Genomic DNA, 16,103 nt, shown 5'->3' on the forward strand with positions numbered 1-16,103 from the left:
GACGGAACATGACATGTTCCCGGGCACCGTCACCCGGCTGGGCCGGACGACCCGATGACGACCACGCGCGCCCAGTCGGGCGGCGTGTCCGGCACGTAGTCGGGATCGTGCTCGCGCCACGAGCGGCGCCCGCCCTGGCGGGGGAACAGGCCCACGACCGTGCGGCAGGCCGGGCGCGCGTCCGGCCAGGGCGTCTGACCGTCGGTCAGCACCACGACGACGTCCGGCCGGGGCCGTGTGCGCAGCGCCCGCGCGAAGCCGCTGCGCAGGTCCGTACCGCCACCGCCCACCAGCGGGATGTCCTCGGCACGGCACAGCGGGTGGGCGATCCGGGCCGCGGCGTCGCACGGCACCACGGTGACCATGTCGCGACGGCCGCCCACGGCGCGGACGATGGCGGCCACTTCGAGGAGCGCGCTGCCCAGTTCGGCGTCACTGACCGAGCCGGACGTGTCGATGACCACGCAGACCCGGGGCGGTCTGCGCCGCAGGCTCGGCAGGACGACGCCGGGCACACCGGCCGACCGGCGCGAGGGCCGTCCGTAGCTGTAGTCCTGGCCCGCGCCGGAACCGGAGGCCGCCGAGCGCACCGCCGCGCCCAGCAGTTCCCGCCACTGCTGCGGCGGGTGGAACGCCTCCTCCGCCCACCGCCGCCAGCTCTTCGGCGCATGGCCCGGGCGGCCGTTGATGGCCTGCGCCACGCGGAAGCGGACGCCGTCCCGTTCCTGCTCGCTCAGGCCGTGGGCGCCCTCCGGGCCCAGGTCCCACTCGCGTTCGAGGCCGTCCGCGCCGCTGCCGCAGTCCAGCCAGACGAAGTCCTGCGTGAGCGGGCCGATCCCGAACCGCCCGAGGTAGTCCTCCATGAGCTGCCCGTCGGGGAGTCCCAGGGTCCTGGGGAGGACGGCACCCTGGGGCGTGTCCAGCCCGTCCCCGAAGGCGTCGTCGTTGACCTCGCAGTCCGCGGCGATGTTCATCCGCAGCCGCTCCGCCGAGCCCTCCAGTCCCTGCTCCCGTGCGACGCGGTCACCGCGCCCGTGGTGGTCGCGCAGCAGGTGCGACACCTCGTGCACCCACACCCCGGCCAGTTCTTCGAGCGGCGTGCGGTCCACGAACCCCGGTGAGACGTAGCACCGCCAGTGCGCGTCGACGGCCATCGTCGGCACCCGCCGGGACTCCACGACGTGCAGCGCGAACAGGGCCGTCGCCAGATAGGGGCGGACCCGGGCGGCGTACAGCCGGGCGGCGAAGAGCTTCTCGAGGTCCAGCGCCACCGGCGCCTGCGCGTTCACCGGCCGGCCTTCGCGACGAGCCCGGCCCCGGTCCGGTCGGCTGCCCGGTCGGCGCGCCGGGACAGGGACACCACTGCTGCCAGCCGCTCGATGGCCGCGGGGACGTCCCAGTCCTCCCGGCGCAGCGAGGCGAGCGTGGTGGCCGGGACGACGACCAGATCCGGGGCCCCCGTCTCCAGGGCCCGGACCAGCAGGGCCCACGCCGCGTCCCAGCGCGACTTCTCCGGCCGGTTGCGGACGGCGTCCACCACACCGTCCAGGACGGCCTGGCGCAGGTCCCCGCGCTCGGGCAGGACGGAGCCGGCCGGGTCGGCGAGCAGTTCCTCGGGGTCGGGGAGGTCCATGCGGTCCATGCTCGCCAGCAGCTCCAGCCCCGGACCGTCCCCGACGGCACCTCTGACGAGCAGGGAGAGCACGTCCCGGGAGGCGTCGGCCGCGGTCGCGAAGGCGATCAGGCACAGCGTCATCTCCCAGCTCCGGGGGGACGGCCAGGCGCCGCCGCGGCGGGTCTCGTTGGTGGGGAGGCGGTGGACGAGGCCTGGCCGGGCGGCGAGGAGCCCGCACACCGCGCGGCGGGCGAAGTCCACGGCACCGGGCAGCTTCCCGGGGTCGAGCCGTGGCAGCGTCGCCCGGGGCCAGGTGCCGCCGAGGCCGCGGACCACCACGTCGTGGTCGTGCGTCCACTGCAGGTGGACGAAGCGGTTGGCCAGCGGCGCGCTCAGTTCCCAGCCGTCGGCCGCCGAGGAGCGGGGGTTCGCGGCGGCCACGATCCGGACCCCGGGCGGCAGCCGCAGGGCGCCGATCCGCCGTTCGAGCACGAGACGGAGCAGGGCCGCCTGCACCGCGGGCGGCGCGGTGGACAGCTCGTCGAGGAAGAGCAGGCCCCGGCCGGCCCGGACCAGCCGGACCGCCCAGTCCGGCGGGGCCATCGGGACGCCCTGTTCGGCGGGGTCGTCCCCGACGACGGGCAGCCCGGAGAAGTCGGACGGCTCGTGGACGCTGGCGATCACCGTGGTCAGCGGGAGGTCGAGGGCGGCGGCGAGCTGGGTGAGCGCCGCGGTCTTGCCGATCCCGGGCTCGCCCCACAGGAGCACGGGCAGGTCGGCGGCGACGGCCAGGGTGAGGGCCTCCAGCTGGGTGTCGGGGCGCGGTTCGGTGGTGGTGTCGCGCAGCAGGGTCAAAAGGGCGTCTGCGACGTCGAGTTGAGGGGCGGAGGCCGGGTCGGCGGGCAGGGTGGACAGGGCGGACGTGGGCATGGGTGATCACCTCGGGGGTCTGAGAAGCCGAAAGCCGAAAAGGGGTACGGGAGCGTGCGCGGGGACACCGCGCACGCCCCGGGGTCAGCGCGAGGCGCGCTGCCGCGGGTGCGGCCGGCCGGGGCGGGAACGGGTGCGGGGTGCCGGGAAGCGGTCGCGCGGCGGCACCCGCCCTGGGGCGGGCCCGGCGAGACCTGCCCTGAACAGGCCGTAGGCGATGCGCCGTTGGGCGGCCGCCTCCAGTTCGTCCCGCAGCGGTCCGTCGCGGAGCACCGCGCCGGGACCGAGCAGACCCTCGACGACGGCCAGCGCGCCGGCGGTGTCGCCGTGGTCGAGGCGTGCCCTTACGTCGGCGAGGGATTCCGGACGCCGGTGCGCCCGGTCGATCGCCTGCAGGCAGGGCAGGGGGGTACCGGTCAGCGCGACCAGCAGTTCCTCGCGGCGGATCTCTTCCGGGTCGTGGTCCAGCGCGGTCAGGACGCCGTCGACCAGGCCGATCCGGTGCGGTGCGCCCCGGCACTCCACGACGCGCGGTCGTCCCGGCCGCCCCCGCGGCAGGGACGGACCGGAGGGCGTGTGATCCGGTACGAGCGCGGCGGCGACCAGCGGGTGCAGCCCGTCGGCGCCGATCAGGCCGGCGTCGAGCAGTTCGAGGTCCGGCGGCACCCAGGTCGCCGCGTCCGGCAGCACCGGCAGCGCCCGGGCGCCGCCACGGTCCGCGGGCGCCGCCGTGATCCACGCGGTGGGCGCTCCTGTGCCGTCACCGGTCACGTCCACCAGCATCCGGTAGCGGGAGCCCAGGCGCACGGTGACGGCACCGCTGGTGCGGCCCTCGGCACGCAGCACCCTCCGCGCCTCGTCCGCCCACCGGTCGACCGCGCAGCGCTGGTACGGCGGCAGTGGCCCGGGTGGTTCCGGGTCCGGGAGGGGAAGCAGGTCGGCGGACCCGCGGCCGGTTCCCGCGCGCAGCGGCAGTTCACCGGTTCTGCGCGCGTCCCACAGGTGGCGGTGCAGGTCGAGACGGAACCGGCGGTGGGGACGGGCGTGCGGATGGTGGAGGGCACCCGCGCCGGGGTGGTCCGGGTCCCACAGGGCGAGGCTGATCCGCTGCCCGCCGTCCGCCCACGCCGGCGGGGTCCGGACGACGAGGTGCACCTGGTCGCCGCCCTCCGGCTCCGCAGCCCCGTACCCGGCCAGGGAGATGGTCAGGCCGGGACGCAGCAGACCGTCGGGGGCGACCCTGGGCATGTGCCAGCGCAGCAGGTCGGGGACCAGATGCCGGAGGTCGGCCCGGACCCGGGCCGCGAGTTCCCGGCCGTGGGTACGGGCGAGGGAACGCAGGTTGAGGTCGACGTCGATGCCGGCGGCGGCACAGGCCCCGGCCCAGTCACCGCCTCGGCGGCGGGCGGTCGCGGTCTCGACCATGGAGGGCGGCACGGCGAACTCGCGCACGCGCAGCCAGAAGGAGAGGCGGGAATCCTCGTTCGCGGTCTGAGTGAGCATCAGCACTCACCTTGCGCGGACGGGTCCCCCAATCTGGAAGGAGAGTCAGTTGTCATCGCGGGGAGCATAGCGTTCCCGTCACGATCTGTCAGGCCCTCACCCGGCACCGACGTCCCGGCACCGGGCGCCGCCAGGCTCCGCGGGGGCCCGGGTCACGTCACGGAGCGGATGGTGCCGCCGTCCACGCGGATCGTGGCGCCGCTGACGTAGTCCGCGTAGGGGCTCGCCAGGTAGGCGACGGCGCCCGCGATCTCCTCGGGGCGGCCGAAGCGGCCGATGTCGTTGGGCACGAAGTCCCGCGCGGCGTTGCGCTCGATCTCCTGCCACGACCGGCCCCAGCCGCGCTCCGGCGCGAGTCCGGTGATCAGGTCCTGCACCGCGTCGACGAGGATCGCCCCGGGGGAGACCACGTTGGAGGTCACCCCGGTGTCCTTCAGCTCCCGCGCCAGGGAGACGGCCAGGTTGTGCCGCGCGGCGAGCGACGCGTTGTAGTGGGGCTGCATCGCGATCGGCTGCGAGGCGAGCCCGCCGCCGATCTGGATCACCCGGCCCCAGCCGCGCTCGCGCATCCCGGGCACCAGCCGCTGGATCATGCGGACGCCCGAGACCACGTTGACCTCGTACGTCCGCTGCCACTCCGCCGCGGTGGCCTCGGCCCAGCCGACGTGGTCGTACGAACCGGCGTTGTTGACCAGGACGTCGACCTCGCCGGCGACCCGGGCCACCGCGTCGGCGCCCTCGTCCGTGGCGAGGTCGCCGATCGCCACGGCGACGGCTCCGGTCCTCTCCGCCACCTCGCGCGTGCGCGCCTCGTCCCGTCCGTGCACCACGACGTCGGCGCCCTCCGCGGCGAGCAGCGCGGCGATCGCCGCGCCGAGGCCGGAGCTGGAACCGGTCACGAGGGCCCGGCGGCCGGTCAGGTTCAGATCCATCGCAGTGTCCTTCCGATCATGTATACACCCGTAGACATGACTCCAGTCTACACTCGTCAACATGACGACTCCGCGACGCCGCGACGCGGCCGCCACCAAGGAGGCCATCCTGCGTGCGGGCATCGAGGCCTTCACCCGGCACGGCTACGACGGCGTCGGAGTGCGGGAGATCGCCAAGGCCGCCGGGGTCACCGCGATGCTGGTGGGCCGCTACTTCGGCTCCAAGGAAGGGCTCTTCGCCGAGGTGGTGGAGGCGTCCATGACCGAGCGCACGGTCCTCACCAGCGACCCGGCCACCCTCGCCCGAGACGTGGCCGCCGCACTCGTCCGCCGGACCGCGCCGGAGGCCGACAGCCTCGACCCGTTCCTCCTCATGCTGCGCTCGGCACCCAACCCCCGCGCCGCGGAGATCCTGCGGGCCGGCATCGAGAACCACGTCGAGGCCCATCTGCTCGACGTCGCACCGCAGTTGCGGGGGACCGACCGCGCCGCCATGGCCCTCTCGGTCGTCGCGGGCTTCTGGCTGATGCGCACGATCATCGGCAGCACCGCGCTCAACGGCACCGACGAGCCGGCCCTGGCCCGGAGGCTGGAACAGGTGTTCGCCCTGCTCCTCGACGGCTGACCGCACTCCCGTTTTGCCCGGTCTTTGCGGCCCCGCGGAAACAGAATCGCGGGGTCCGGGGTTGCGACCTACATGGCGACTCTTGGACTGATCGGCAGCGGATCCATCGGCGGCACCCTGGCGCGGCTCGCCGTGGACGCGGGCCTGGACGTGGTGCTCAGCAACTCACGCGGACCGGAGACCCTCGACGGCCTGGTGGCCGAGCTGGGCCCCCGGGCACGCGCGGCGACCCCGGCGGAGGCCGCCGCGGCGGGCGACTGGGTCGTGGTGACGATCCCGCTCAGGGCCTTCGACCAGGTCCCCGCGGCCCCGCTGACCGGGAAGACGGTCATCGACACCGGCAACTACTACCCCCAGCGCGACGGCCGGATCGCCGCGCTCGAGGACGGGACCAGCACGGAGAGCGAACTGCTCCAGGGCCACCTGCCCGACGCCCACGTGGTGAAGGCGTTCAACAACATCTTCTTCCGTCACCTCGCCGCACTCGCCCGCCCGAAGGGCTCGCCCGACCGGACCGCCCTGCCGATCGCCGGCGACGACCCGGTCGCCGTCGCGCACGCCACGGAACTCCTCGACGTGCTCGGCTACGACGCGGTCGGCTACGGCACCCTCGCCGACAGCTGGCGTTCGCAGCCCGGCACCCCCGTGTACGGCCTGCCCTACGCGGGCGGCGAGGCGGACTTCTCGAAGGCCACGGCGACCCCAACGTCCACCGACACGATCCGGGCCGCTCTCGCCGCCGCCACCCGCTGAAGGACGGACCCCGCGGCACCGCCGACGGCGCCGGAGGACACGTGACCGATCCGCTGACCGACATCCTGGGCCTGCTCGACCTGCGCAGCGCACACTTCGCCCGGCTGGAGGCCCAGGAGCCGTGGGCCGTCGGCTTCCCCGGCTACCGGCACATCAAGTTCGGCGCCGTGCTCCTCGGCAGCTGCCGGATCGCGGTGACCGGCTCCGGGGCCCCGGAGCCGGTCACCCTGAAGGAGGGCGACTGCTACCTGATCGGCGGTGGCCGTGGCTACGAACTGGCGGGCGGTCCCGAGGTCCCGGCGGTGCCGAGCGACGAGGTCTTCGCCGGCTTCCGGCCCGGGAACACGGTCCGGATCGGCACGGCGCCCGACGCGGTCCTGGTGGGCTGCGGATTCGACCTCGACGAGGCCAACGCCGCCGTGCTCCTGGACGTGCTGCCGCCCCTGATCCACGTCGGCGCCGGGTCCACCGCGGCGGAGGGCATCCGGGCGGCGCTCGAACTGCTCCGCGCGGAGACCGGCGAGCCCGCGCTCGGCACCCCCTTCGTGACCGAGCGGCTGGCGCACGTCCTGCTGGTCCACCTGCTCAGGGCGCACGTCGCCGAGCACGGGCCCGAGGGCGGCGCCTGGCTCACCGCGCTCGCCGACCGCCACGTCGGGGCCGCGCTGGGGCTGATGCACGACCGGCCCGCGCACCCCTGGACCGTCGCCGAACTCGCCGGGAAGAGCGGGATGTCGAGGTCCCGGTTCGCCGACAGGTTCACCAGGACCGTGGGCGTCCCGCCGCTGGAGTACCTCGCGGGCTGGCGCATCCGCTCCGCGGCGCGGGAGCTGAGGACGGGCGACCGCACCGTCGCCTCGATCGCGGCCCGCTGGGGCTACGGCTCCGAGAGTTCGTTCAGCCACGCCTTCAAGCGCGTCATGGGGTCCTCGCCCGGGCGCTACCGCGCGGCGGGACCGCACCGCCCCGAAGGGGCGCGGTGAGGGCCCCGGAGATCTCCGGGGCCCTCACCGGCCGGGGCGCGCCGGTCAGCGGCCGGCGTCGGTGGTGATCAGCTTGGCCAGCTCCCCGGGCATGGACAGGAAGGGCGAGTGGCCCGAGGGCAGCCGGTGGGTGCGCTGCGCGCGGGCCGCCATGGCCTCCTGGAACTCCGGGGCGAGCGCCGTGTCCCGCTCGGTGAGGACGTAGGTGGAGGGCACCGTCTTCCAGGCGGCGGCCGTGAGGGGTTCGCAGAAGGACCTGGCCGTCTGGAGGACCAGGCGCGCGGTGGCGTCCTCCGCGTCCTGCGGTGCGGCGTCCCCGTAGAAGGCGGCCTTGGCGTCCTCGTAGTGCCCGTGCGCGGACAGCGAGGCGACGCCGGCGCCGGAGATCTTGCCACCGCTCATGCCGTCGATGGACTCGCCCTCGTCGAGCACGAAGGCGGAGAGGTAGACGATGCGGGACACGTTCGGCGCGTCCGCGGCGGCCTGCGTGACGGGGATGCCCGCGTAGGAGTGGGCGAGGACGGTCACCGGGCCGGCGACGGCGTCCAGGCGCTCGCGGACGGCCCGCGCGTCGTCGTGCATCCCGGCCGTGTTCCCTTCGTCGGCCGAGGCGCTCGGCAGGTCGACGGTCTCGACCCGCCACCCCAGCGCGCTGAGTTCGGGGACGAGCCTGTCGAAGCACCAGGCGCCGTGCCAGGCGCCGTGGACGAGGAGGATGGCGGGCCGGCTGTTGTCTGCAGTGGTCATGTGAGGCCTTTGGTACACGGTCGGGAACGCGGACGTCGGTGACGCCGTCCGTCACCGACCGTAGTTCCGGGGCCTGCGGCGGACCATGCGCGTCCGTCCGGCGTTCTTGAGCGCGCGTCCCGCGTACGCGGGGCGGGGCGGGGCGGCACCCGGCACCGGGGGGCCGGTGTCCGGGCGCCGCCGAGGAGCGCGGCGAGCGTCAGCTTGCGCCGTGTGCCGTGTCCCCGTTCCCGTAGCGGCGCCGGAACCGCTCGACGCGGCCGGCGGTGTCCACCACGCGGGCGGTGCCGGTGTAGAACGGGTGGCTCGCGGAGGAGATCTCCACGTCCACGACGGGGTAGGTGTTGCCGTCCTCCCAGACGACGGTCTTCCCGCTGGTCATCGTGGAGCGGGTGAGGAAGGCGAAGTCCGCCGCCCGGTCGCGGAAGACGACGGGACGGTAGTCGGGGTGGATGCCGGGTTTCACGGGTTCTCCGAGACGTGTCGTGCGGCCCGCGGGGGCCGGTGGTGGGGTGTGCCGGGGGTGGGGTGTGCCGGGGGCGGTGTCACCAGGAGGCCTTGCGCACGCCGGGGAGGTGGCCCGCGTGGGCCTGGGCGCGCACGTTGATCCGGGAGAGGCCGAACGCCCGCAGGTGACCGCGGGGCCGCCCGTCGAGGGCGTCCCGGTTGCGGACCCGGGTGGCGCTGGCGTCGCGGGGCTGCCGGTCCAGCTCCCGCCGCGCCGCGGCCTTCTCCTGCGGGGTGGCCGTGGGGCGGCGCAGGACGTCCTTCAGCTCGGCGCGGCGTGCGGCGAACCGCGCGACGACGGCCTTGCGCCGCTCGTTCTTCGCGATCTTGCCGGTCCTGGCCATCAGACCTTCCCTCCCCGCGCGCGGATGACGGCGACGGCCTTCTCGATGCCGATGCGGTCCACGGTCCTGATGCCCTTGGCGCTCAGCGTGAGCCGGACGGTGCGGCCCTCGCCGGGCAGCCAGTAGCGCTTGTGCTGGACGTTCGGGTCGAAGCGGCGCCTGGTGCGCCGGTGCGAGTGCGAGACGGAGTTGCCGAAGCCGGGCTTGCGGCCGGTGAGTTGGCAGTGTGCGGGCATGACGGTCCGTTCTGTCGTCCGGTGGGCCGGCGGAGCACTCACCTTATTGGAAATGAAAACCAGTTCTGTATAGTACCCGCCATGGCTCGCACCGATCTACGCCCCGTCATCAAGCTCCGCTCCACCGCCGGGACCGGCCACACCTACGTGACCCGCAAGAACCGCCGGAACGACCCGGACCGCCTGGTCCTGCGCAAGTACGACCCGGTGGTCCGGCGCCACGTCGAGTTCCGCGAGGAACGCTGACCCGGCCCCGCCCACCCGCCCCTCCCCGACACGAAAGGCACCTCCCGTGGACAGCAGCCCCAAGCTGCCCGTCGTCCTCGTCGGCGGTCTGCACGCCGAGGCCCGTCGCGCCGCGGTGCGCGAACTCCTGCACTCCACCGCCGGGTCCCTCGCCCTCCACCACGACCTGCGGCCCGCCGTCGGCGGCCCCGTCCGGCGCGTGCTCAGCGACCGGGACGGCGTCATCTCCCGCACCGACACCGAGCTCGTGAACGACTGCGCCTGCTGCGCGCTCCGCGCGGACCTGCTCCCCGAGCTGCTGCGGCTGGCCGCGGACCCGTCCTGCCGGCTCGCCGTCGTCGAGCTGTGGGACTCCGTCGAACCGCAGGCGATGGCCGAGGTCCTGGTCGGCACCCCGCTGCCCGACGGCACCGCCTCGGGACGCCTGCTGGCGGCGGCCGGCGTGGTCACCTGCGTCGACCCCGCCCTCCTGCTCGACCACCTCGGCTGCGGCGACGACCTCACCGAGCACGGCCTCGCCGTCGCCCCCGGCGACCACCGGACCGTCGCCGACACCCTGGCCCGGCAGCTCGAGTACGCCGGCGTCCTCGCCCTGGCACCCGGCGACACCGCGGACCCCGGGGACAGGGAACTGCTCACCCAGCTCCACCCGACGGCCCGTCAGGTCACCATCGGCACCGGCCGGCTGGCCTCCGCCGCCGTTTCCGGCTTCGACGTCGCCGCGGCCGCCTCACGGCAGCATCCGGCCTGCGCCCTGCTGCCCCAGGAGGCCGACGCCCATGGTGTCGCCACCCTGGTGTGGCGCGCCGCCCGCCCCTTCCACCCCGGCCGGCTGCACGCGGCGCTGGAGGACCTCAGCTGCGCCGCCGCCCGCAGCCGCGGGCGCTTCTGGCTGGCCGACCACCCCGACACCCTGTTCTCCTGGGAGGCGGCCGGTGGTGCGCTGTGCATCGAGGACGTCGGGCCGTGGCTCGCCGCACTGCCCGACGCGGCATGGGAGACCGTGCCGGCCGAACGGCGCGTGGCGGCCGCCCTGGACTGGCATCCCGAACACGGCGACCGCGGCCAGCACATCGCCTTCACCTCACCCGGCCTCGACCGCGAAGGGCTGACGGCCACCCTCGACCGCTGCCTGCTCACGGACGCCGAGTACGCGACCGGACCGGCCGGCTGGCGCCGCCTCCCCCACGCCTTCGACGACTTCCTCGACCACGCGGCCTGAACCGCACGCCGCCACGACCACCGGAGACAGCACCATGACGACCGTCCACACCCCCACGGCCACGGCCAAGGGCAGGGGCAGGGGCCGGGGCCGGGGCAAGGACGCCCGCAAGCCCCGCCCCAATCCGCTCATCGCCGCGGGCATCGAGTACGTCGACTACAAGGACACCGACCTGCTGCGGAAGTTCGTCTCCGACCGGGGCAAGATCCGCAGCCGGCGGGTCACCCACGTCACGGCGCGGCAGCAGCGGGCCCTCGCGCGGGCGGTGAAGAACGCCCGCGAGATGGCCCTGCTGCCGTACGCCTCCCGCTGACCGCACGCCCACCACCCGTACAGGAGACCCCGATGGCCGTACCCAAACGCAAGACCTCCCGCAGCAACACCCGTCACCGCCGGGCCCGGTGGAAGGCGGCGGCTCCCCACCTGGTCCCGGTCACCGTCGACGGCCGTGAACAGCTGGTGCCGGTCCACCTCGTCGCAGCGTTCCGGCGCGGCCTGCTGCCCGGGCGGGACTGACCGCGCCGCGCCGGACCGTCAGCGGCGGTGCCACTCCTCGGCCAGGAGCCGGTGGGAACGAACCCGGTCCTCGTGGTCGTGGGTGATGGTGGTCACGATCAACTCGTCGGCGCCGGTGGCCTCCTGGAGCTGCTCCAGCTGGTCGGCGACACGCTGCGGCGAGCCGACGAACTGGGTCTCGACCCGGTCGGCCACCAGCGCCCGGTCCGTTTCCGTCCACGGGTGCGCCCGGGCCTGTCCGGGGGTGGGGAACTCGATGGCGCCCTCGGCGGTCCGGATGCTGCGGACCCAGGGGGCGTAGCCGGTGGCGAGCTCACGGGCCCTCGCGTCGTCCTGCGCGACGACGACGTCGGCGGAGACGCTGACGTAGGGCTTGTCGAGCACGCCGCCCGGCTGGAAGGCGGCACGGTAGCCGTCGACCGCCTCCAGGACGCTGCCCGGGCTGACGTGGTAGTTCGCGGCGAAGTGCAGTCCGTGGCGGCCGGCGACCTCGGCGCTCTGGCCGCCGCTGCTGCCGAGGATCCACACCTGGACGTCGGCACCCTCCCCCGGCACGACGTGCGCCTCGACGCCGTCCGCCGAGCGGTAGGTGCCGCGCAGCAGCGCCAGGATGTCGTCGACCTGCTCGCCGTAGTCCTGGGAGCGGGCGCCCGGCTGCTGGAGGAGGTGCCGCTGGAGCGCGATGCGCGGTGAGCCGAGCAGGTGCTCGAAGGAGAACTTCGGCGGGATCCGCAGCCCGCCCGGCGTCCGGCCGTCCACGACGGGTGTCGTGGTCGGCACCGGGTCCGGCGTACCTCCCGGCGGGCGGCCGCCGGAGCGGCCGAGCCCCAGGTCGAGCCGGCCCGGGTGCAGGGCGTCGATGAGGCCGAACTCCTCGACCGTGGACAGGGCGGTGCGGTGGCCGAGCTGGACGGCCCCCGAGCCGAGCCGGATCGTGGAGGTCGCGGCCGCGGTGAGGGCCAGCAGGACGGCGGGCGAGGTGCCGGCGACACCGGGGTTGAGGTGGTGCTCGGCGAACCAGTAGCGGGCGTAGCCGGACTCCTCGGCCCGCCGCGCGAGGTCGATGCTGTTGCGCAGGGCGTCGGCGGCGGTGGAGCCGGACGATATCGGGACGAGGTCGAGGACTCCGAGCGGTGTGCGGGACACGATGGGCGTTCTCCTCAGCGATGGGCGGGTTCGGGCGAGGACGGGGCCGGGGCCGGGGCCGGGCCCCAGGCGAACGGCGGGTCCGGGATGGCGCGCCGCAGCACCGGGGCGACCTCGGACTGGAAGAGCTCGAGCGAGCGGCGGTGCCGGTCGTGGGACAGTCCGCCCGCGTCCGCGTGGACGTGCAGCACCGTGTGGCCGAACCGCTCGTGGTAACGGTGGACCTTGTCGACGACCTGCTGCGGGCTGCCGACCAGCGCCGAACTGCGCGCCACGAAGTCCTCCAGCGTCGGGAAGACCGGTTCCAGGCCGAGCCGGTTCTGGAACGCCGACTGCGCCTCGAACACCGGGCGGTAGGCGGCGACCGCCTCCTGGGAGGTGCGGGCGACGTACAGGCCGGCCGTCCCGGCGCCGACCGCGATGCGGGCCGGGTCGTGGCCGTGGTGGGCCCAGCGTTCGCGGTAGTGGCGGATCAGTTCCGCGTACGGCTCGACGGGGTGGGTGACGTTCGCCGAGAACAGGGGGTCCCCGTAGCGCGCGGCGAGGTCCACCGACTCCTTGCTGGTGGCGCTGCCGTGCCACACCCGGATCGGCTGCTGCAGCGGCCGCGGCCATGCCTGCGCGTCCTTCAGCGCGGGACGGAACCGGGTGTCGGCGGTCACCTTCCCCTCCCGCCAGAGCCGGCGGAACACCTCGTAGCTCTCGGCGTTGCGGTCCCACTGGTCCTCGGGGGTGACGTGGAACAGCTCGCGCTGCGCCGTGCCGTTGCCCTTGCCGATGATCAGCTCCAGGCGGCCGCCGGACAGGTGGTCCAGCGTCGCGTAGTCCTCGTAGGCCCGCACCGGGTCGAGGAGGCTGAGCGTGGTCACCGCGGTGAACAGCCGGATCCGGGAGGTGAGGGCGGCGATGTGGCTGAGCAGGACGGGTGGTGAGGAGGAGAGGAACGGCCGCTCGTGGCGCTCCCCCACGCCGAAGCCGTCGAAGCCCAGTTCCTCGGCGAGCAGCGCGTTGTCGAGCACCTCGCGGAACCGCGCGGCCGTCGGCTTCAGCGCCCCGGTCACCGGGTCCGGGGCGTGCACGATCAGGGTGATGGCCAGGAACCTCACGACGCGGCCCGCTCCGCCGCGGCGCCGGCGTCGGGGTGGGCGAGACCGAGGTGGTCGCGCAGCGTCGTCCCCTCGTAGTCGGCGCGGAACGCACCCCGCTCCTGGAGCAGCGGGACGACGGTGTCGGCGAAGGCGTCCAGGCCACCCGGGGTGACGTGCGGGACGAGGATGAAGCCGTCGGCGGCGTCGCCCTGCACGAAGTCGTCGATGGTCGCGGCGACGGTGGCCGGGGATCCCACGAAGGACTGGCGGTTGCCGGTCTCGATGACCAGGTCGCGGATCGACCACTTGTTGGCGGCGGCGAGCTCCCGCCACTCGCGGGCGGTGGTCAGCGGGTCGCGGTACATGCGCACCTGGGCACGGCCGCGGGCGACGGTGTGCTCTCCGGGATCGGGGTCGACGTCCGGGAGCGGGCCGTCCGGGTCGTAGGCGGACAGGTCGCGGTTCCAGACGAACTCCAGGTGCTTGATCGCGGTGGCCCCGCTGACCTGCTGCCGCCGCACCTCACGGGCGAGTTCGGCGGCCTCGGCGTCGGTGTCGCCGAGGACGAAGGTCGCGGCGGGCAGGATGAGCAACTGGCCGGGGACGCGCCCGTACTTGGGCAGCCGGCCCTTGACGTCGCGGTAGAAGGCCCGGCCCTCCTCGAAGGTGCTGTACCGGCTGAAGATGGCGTCGGCGTCGGCGGCCGCGAACTCCCGGCCCTCCTCGGAGTCGCCGGCCTGGAAGATCACGGGGCGCCCCTGCGGGCTGCGCGGGACGTTGAACTGCCCGTGGATGTCGAAGTGGTGCCCCTTGTGCACGAAGGATCCGGCCCGCGCGTCGCGCAGGAAGGTGCCGGTGGCCCGGTCGGCGACGATCTCGTCGCCGTGCCAGGAGTCGAAGAGCTCGCCCGCGGTGGCGAGGAACTCCCTCGCGCGGGAGTAGCGCTCCTCCTCCGGGAGGAAGCCGCCGCGCCGGAAGTTCTCCCCGGTGAAGGCGTCCCAGGAGGTGACGACGTTCCAGGCGGAGCGCCCGCCGGAGAGGTGGTCGAGGCTGGCGAACTGCCGGGCCACCTCGTAGGGCTCGTTGAAGGTGGAGTTGATGGTGCCGGTGAGCCCGATGCGCTCGGTGACGGCGGCGAGCGCGGCGAGGACGGTGAAGGTGTCGGGGCGGCCGACCACGTCCAGGTCGTAGATCCTGCCGCCCTGTTCGCGCAGGCGCAGGCCCTCGGCGAGGAACAGGAAGTCGAACTTGGCGCGTTCGGCGGTCCGGGCGAAGTGCGCGAAGGAGCCGAACTCGATGTGGCTGCCGGCCTGCGGGTCGCTCCACACGGTGGTGTTGTTGACGCCGGGGAAGTGGGCGGCCAGATGGATCTGCTTGCGCGGCTTGCTCATGGCGTACGGTTCCTCCGGCTCAGGCGGTCGCGCTGGTGACGGCGTAGCGGTTGGCGGGGCGGGGCAGACCGAGCAGGCCGCGCAGGGTGCGGGACTCGTAGGCGTCCCGGAACGCGCCGCGGCGCCGCAGTTCGGGCACGAGCCCGCGGGTGATGGCGGGCAGGTCGTGGCCGATCACCGCCGGGCGCAGCCGGAAGCCGGTGAGCCCGGCCCCCCGCCACTCCAGCAGCAGGTCGGCGAGGCCTGCGGGCGTGCCGGCGAAGACCTTCGCGTCGCTGGTGTACGGCGTGCCGGCGAGGCCGTCCAGCCGCTCCAGGCGGGCCCGCGCCGCGCCGGCGTCCTCGTCGAGGAGGACCACGAGGTCGCCGAAGACGTGCAGGGGCTCGCGCTCCCGGCCGGCCGCCTTCTGGGCGGCACGTATCCCGGTGACGATCGAGCGGGCCTGGTCGCCGTCGTGCGGGGTCACGTATCCGATGTCCGCGGAGCGGGCCACGAGCCGGAACGGCACGTCGGTGTGGGCGAGTGCGCTGACGACGGGCTGGCCCTGGGGCGGCCGGGGCGTGATGGAGGGGCCCTTGACGCTGAAGTGCCGGCCCTCGAAGTCGATGTAGTGGAGCTTGTCGCGGTCGATGAAGCGGCCGGTGGCGACGTCGCGGATCTCGGCGTCGTCCTCCCAGCTGTCCCAGAGGCGGCGCACCACCTCGACGTAGTCGGCCGCCTCGTCGAAGAGGTCGGTGACCAGCTCCCGTACCGCCGGGGTGTCCAGGTCCTCGATGCCGAACGGGGGGATGGCGCGCCTGCCGAAGTGCGCGGCCTCGTTCCGCCGGGCCGAGACCTGGACGCGCAGACCGGCCCGGCCGGTGCTCACGTAGTCGAGGGTGGCGATGGCCTTGGAGAGGTGGAACGGCTCGGTGTGGGTGGCGACCACCGTCGGCACGAGACCGATGTGCCGGGTCAGCGGGGCCACGCGCGCGGCGATCAGGACGGCGTCGAGACGGCCGCGCACCTGGTCGGTGCGTCCGTCGGGTTCGGTGAAGCGGGACGACTGCGGACCGAGGGAGTCCTCGATCGTCACGAAGTCGAGCAGCCCCCGCTCGGCCTCGGTGACCACGTCCTGCCAGTAGCGGGCGGTGAGCAGTTCACGGGGCCGGGCCGTCGGCTCGCGCCAGGCGGCCGGGTGCCAGCCGGCCCCGTCGAGGGCCACGGCCAGGTGCAGCGGGGCGTTCGGCGAGCAAGCGGGAAGAGGGTACGGCGAAGGGATGTCCGAGGACATGGGAGGGGCCTTCCTGATCGACCACGGGTCTCAGCGGCCCTCGTCG

Annotated in this window: 19 protein-coding genes; 7 read left to right on the forward strand and 12 right to left on the reverse strand. The window is 74.4% G+C overall.

Annotated elements, in window-relative coordinates:
- Window positions 1–29: 29 nt before the first annotated feature.
- The 4 genes from ACFYYN_RS13645 to ACFYYN_RS13660 form a co-directional block, all read right to left on the reverse strand.
- Window positions 30–1,289 carry a vWA domain-containing protein gene (locus ACFYYN_RS13645; protein WP_500545893.1) on the reverse strand — a complete coding sequence of 420 codons (1,260 nt, stop codon included), beginning with the start codon at window positions 1,287–1,289 and terminating at the stop codon, window positions 30–32.
- Window positions 1,286–2,545, reverse strand: a complete 1,260-nt coding sequence (locus tag ACFYYN_RS13650) for an AAA family ATPase (protein WP_500545894.1) — start codon at window positions 2,543–2,545, stop codon at window positions 1,286–1,288. Before ACFYYN_RS13650 ends, ACFYYN_RS13645 begins: the two co-directional genes overlap by 4 nt.
- Before the next feature lie 84 nt (window positions 2,546–2,629).
- Window positions 2,630–4,048, reverse strand: coding sequence for a hypothetical protein (locus ACFYYN_RS13655; protein WP_500545895.1), 1,419 nt, complete (start codon window positions 4,046–4,048; stop codon window positions 2,630–2,632).
- A gap of 152 nt (window positions 4,049–4,200) precedes the next feature.
- Window positions 4,201–4,980, reverse strand: a complete 780-nt coding sequence (locus ACFYYN_RS13660) for an SDR family NAD(P)-dependent oxidoreductase (protein WP_500545896.1) — start codon at window positions 4,978–4,980, stop codon at window positions 4,201–4,203.
- 61 nt (window positions 4,981–5,041) lie between these two features.
- Here ACFYYN_RS13660 and ACFYYN_RS13665 point away from each other — a divergent pair, with 61 nt between their 5' ends.
- The 3 genes from ACFYYN_RS13665 (at window position 5,042) to ACFYYN_RS13675 (ending at window position 7,341) form a co-directional block, all read left to right on the forward strand.
- Entirely contained in the window at window positions 5,042–5,605 is a 564-nt protein-coding gene (locus ACFYYN_RS13665; RefSeq protein WP_500362797.1) for a TetR/AcrR family transcriptional regulator, read from the forward strand.
- A 72-nt stretch (window positions 5,606–5,677) separates the two neighbouring features.
- Window positions 5,678–6,358, forward strand: coding sequence for an NADPH-dependent F420 reductase (locus ACFYYN_RS13670; protein ID WP_500545897.1), 681 nt, complete (start codon window positions 5,678–5,680; stop codon window positions 6,356–6,358).
- A 41-nt stretch (window positions 6,359–6,399) separates the two neighbouring features.
- Entirely contained in the window at window positions 6,400–7,341 is a 942-nt protein-coding gene (locus tag ACFYYN_RS13675) for an AraC family transcriptional regulator (RefSeq protein ID WP_500545899.1), read from the forward strand.
- Between the two features lie 45 nt (window positions 7,342–7,386).
- Here ACFYYN_RS13675 and ACFYYN_RS13680 read toward each other — a convergent pair whose 3' ends face one another.
- The 4 genes from ACFYYN_RS13680 to rpmB form a co-directional block, all read right to left on the reverse strand.
- The gene (locus ACFYYN_RS13680; protein ID WP_500545900.1) at window positions 7,387–8,088 is read right to left on the reverse strand and encodes an alpha/beta fold hydrolase; all 702 of its coding nucleotides are present in this window, start codon (window positions 8,086–8,088) and stop codon (window positions 7,387–7,389) included.
- A gap of 199 nt (window positions 8,089–8,287) precedes the next feature.
- On the reverse strand, window positions 8,288–8,554 hold the full coding sequence (locus tag ACFYYN_RS13685; protein ID WP_500545901.1) for a type B 50S ribosomal protein L31: 267 nt from the start codon (window positions 8,552–8,554) through the stop codon (window positions 8,288–8,290).
- Window positions 8,555–8,633: 79 nt separating this feature from the next.
- A complete protein-coding gene (gene rpsN / locus ACFYYN_RS13690; RefSeq protein WP_500545902.1) occupies window positions 8,634–8,939 on the reverse strand; it encodes a 30S ribosomal protein S14 in 306 nt (101 codons plus the stop codon).
- Window positions 8,939–9,175 (reverse strand): 50S ribosomal protein L28, encoded by a 237-nt coding sequence (gene rpmB, locus ACFYYN_RS13695; protein ID WP_499516046.1) that lies wholly within the window; start codon window positions 9,173–9,175, stop codon window positions 8,939–8,941. Before rpmB ends, rpsN begins: the two co-directional genes overlap by 1 nt.
- An 81-nt stretch (window positions 9,176–9,256) precedes the next feature.
- Between rpmB and rpmG the strand changes: the two genes are divergently transcribed.
- From rpmG to rpmF, 4 genes are read left to right on the forward strand one after another with little or no spacing between them, the layout of a single operon-like run.
- The gene (rpmG, locus tag ACFYYN_RS13700; RefSeq protein WP_089223718.1) at window positions 9,257–9,421 is read left to right on the forward strand and encodes a 50S ribosomal protein L33; all 165 of its coding nucleotides are present in this window, start codon (window positions 9,257–9,259) and stop codon (window positions 9,419–9,421) included.
- Window positions 9,422–9,467: 46 nt separating this feature from the next.
- Window positions 9,468–10,643 carry a CobW family GTP-binding protein gene (locus ACFYYN_RS13705; protein WP_500545903.1) on the forward strand — a complete coding sequence of 392 codons (1,176 nt, stop codon included), beginning with the start codon at window positions 9,468–9,470 and terminating at the stop codon, window positions 10,641–10,643.
- 34 nt (window positions 10,644–10,677) lie between these two features.
- On the forward strand, window positions 10,678–10,956 hold the full coding sequence (gene rpsR / locus ACFYYN_RS13710; protein WP_500545904.1) for a 30S ribosomal protein S18: 279 nt from the start codon (window positions 10,678–10,680) through the stop codon (window positions 10,954–10,956).
- A gap of 32 nt (window positions 10,957–10,988) precedes the next feature.
- Complete coding sequence (rpmF, locus tag ACFYYN_RS13715; protein WP_326570629.1) at window positions 10,989–11,159, forward strand: 50S ribosomal protein L32; 171 nt, start codon at window positions 10,989–10,991, stop codon at window positions 11,157–11,159.
- 18 nt (window positions 11,160–11,177) lie between these two features.
- Here the strand turns inward: rpmF and ACFYYN_RS13720 are convergent, their stop codons facing one another.
- From ACFYYN_RS13720 to ACFYYN_RS13735, 4 genes are read right to left on the reverse strand one after another with little or no spacing between them, the layout of a single operon-like run.
- Entirely contained in the window at window positions 11,178–12,305 is a 1,128-nt protein-coding gene (locus ACFYYN_RS13720; protein ID WP_500545905.1) for an LLM class flavin-dependent oxidoreductase, read from the reverse strand.
- A 14-nt stretch (window positions 12,306–12,319) separates the two neighbouring features.
- A complete protein-coding gene (locus ACFYYN_RS13725) occupies window positions 12,320–13,411 on the reverse strand; it encodes an LLM class flavin-dependent oxidoreductase (RefSeq protein WP_500545906.1) in 1,092 nt (363 codons plus the stop codon).
- Window positions 13,408–14,784, reverse strand: a complete 1,377-nt coding sequence (locus tag ACFYYN_RS13730; RefSeq protein WP_500545907.1) for an NtaA/DmoA family FMN-dependent monooxygenase — start codon at window positions 14,782–14,784, stop codon at window positions 13,408–13,410. The genes ACFYYN_RS13725 and ACFYYN_RS13730 overlap by 4 nt, the downstream gene beginning before the upstream one ends.
- Before the next feature lie 19 nt (window positions 14,785–14,803).
- A complete protein-coding gene (locus tag ACFYYN_RS13735; protein WP_500545908.1) occupies window positions 14,804–16,057 on the reverse strand; it encodes an LLM class flavin-dependent oxidoreductase in 1,254 nt (417 codons plus the stop codon).
- Between the last annotated feature and the right edge of the window lie 46 nt (window positions 16,058–16,103).

Source organism: Streptomyces sp. NPDC001902, from assembly GCF_042891295.1.
In the GTDB taxonomy this organism is placed as follows: Bacteria; Actinomycetota; Actinomycetes; order Streptomycetales; family Streptomycetaceae; genus Actinacidiphila.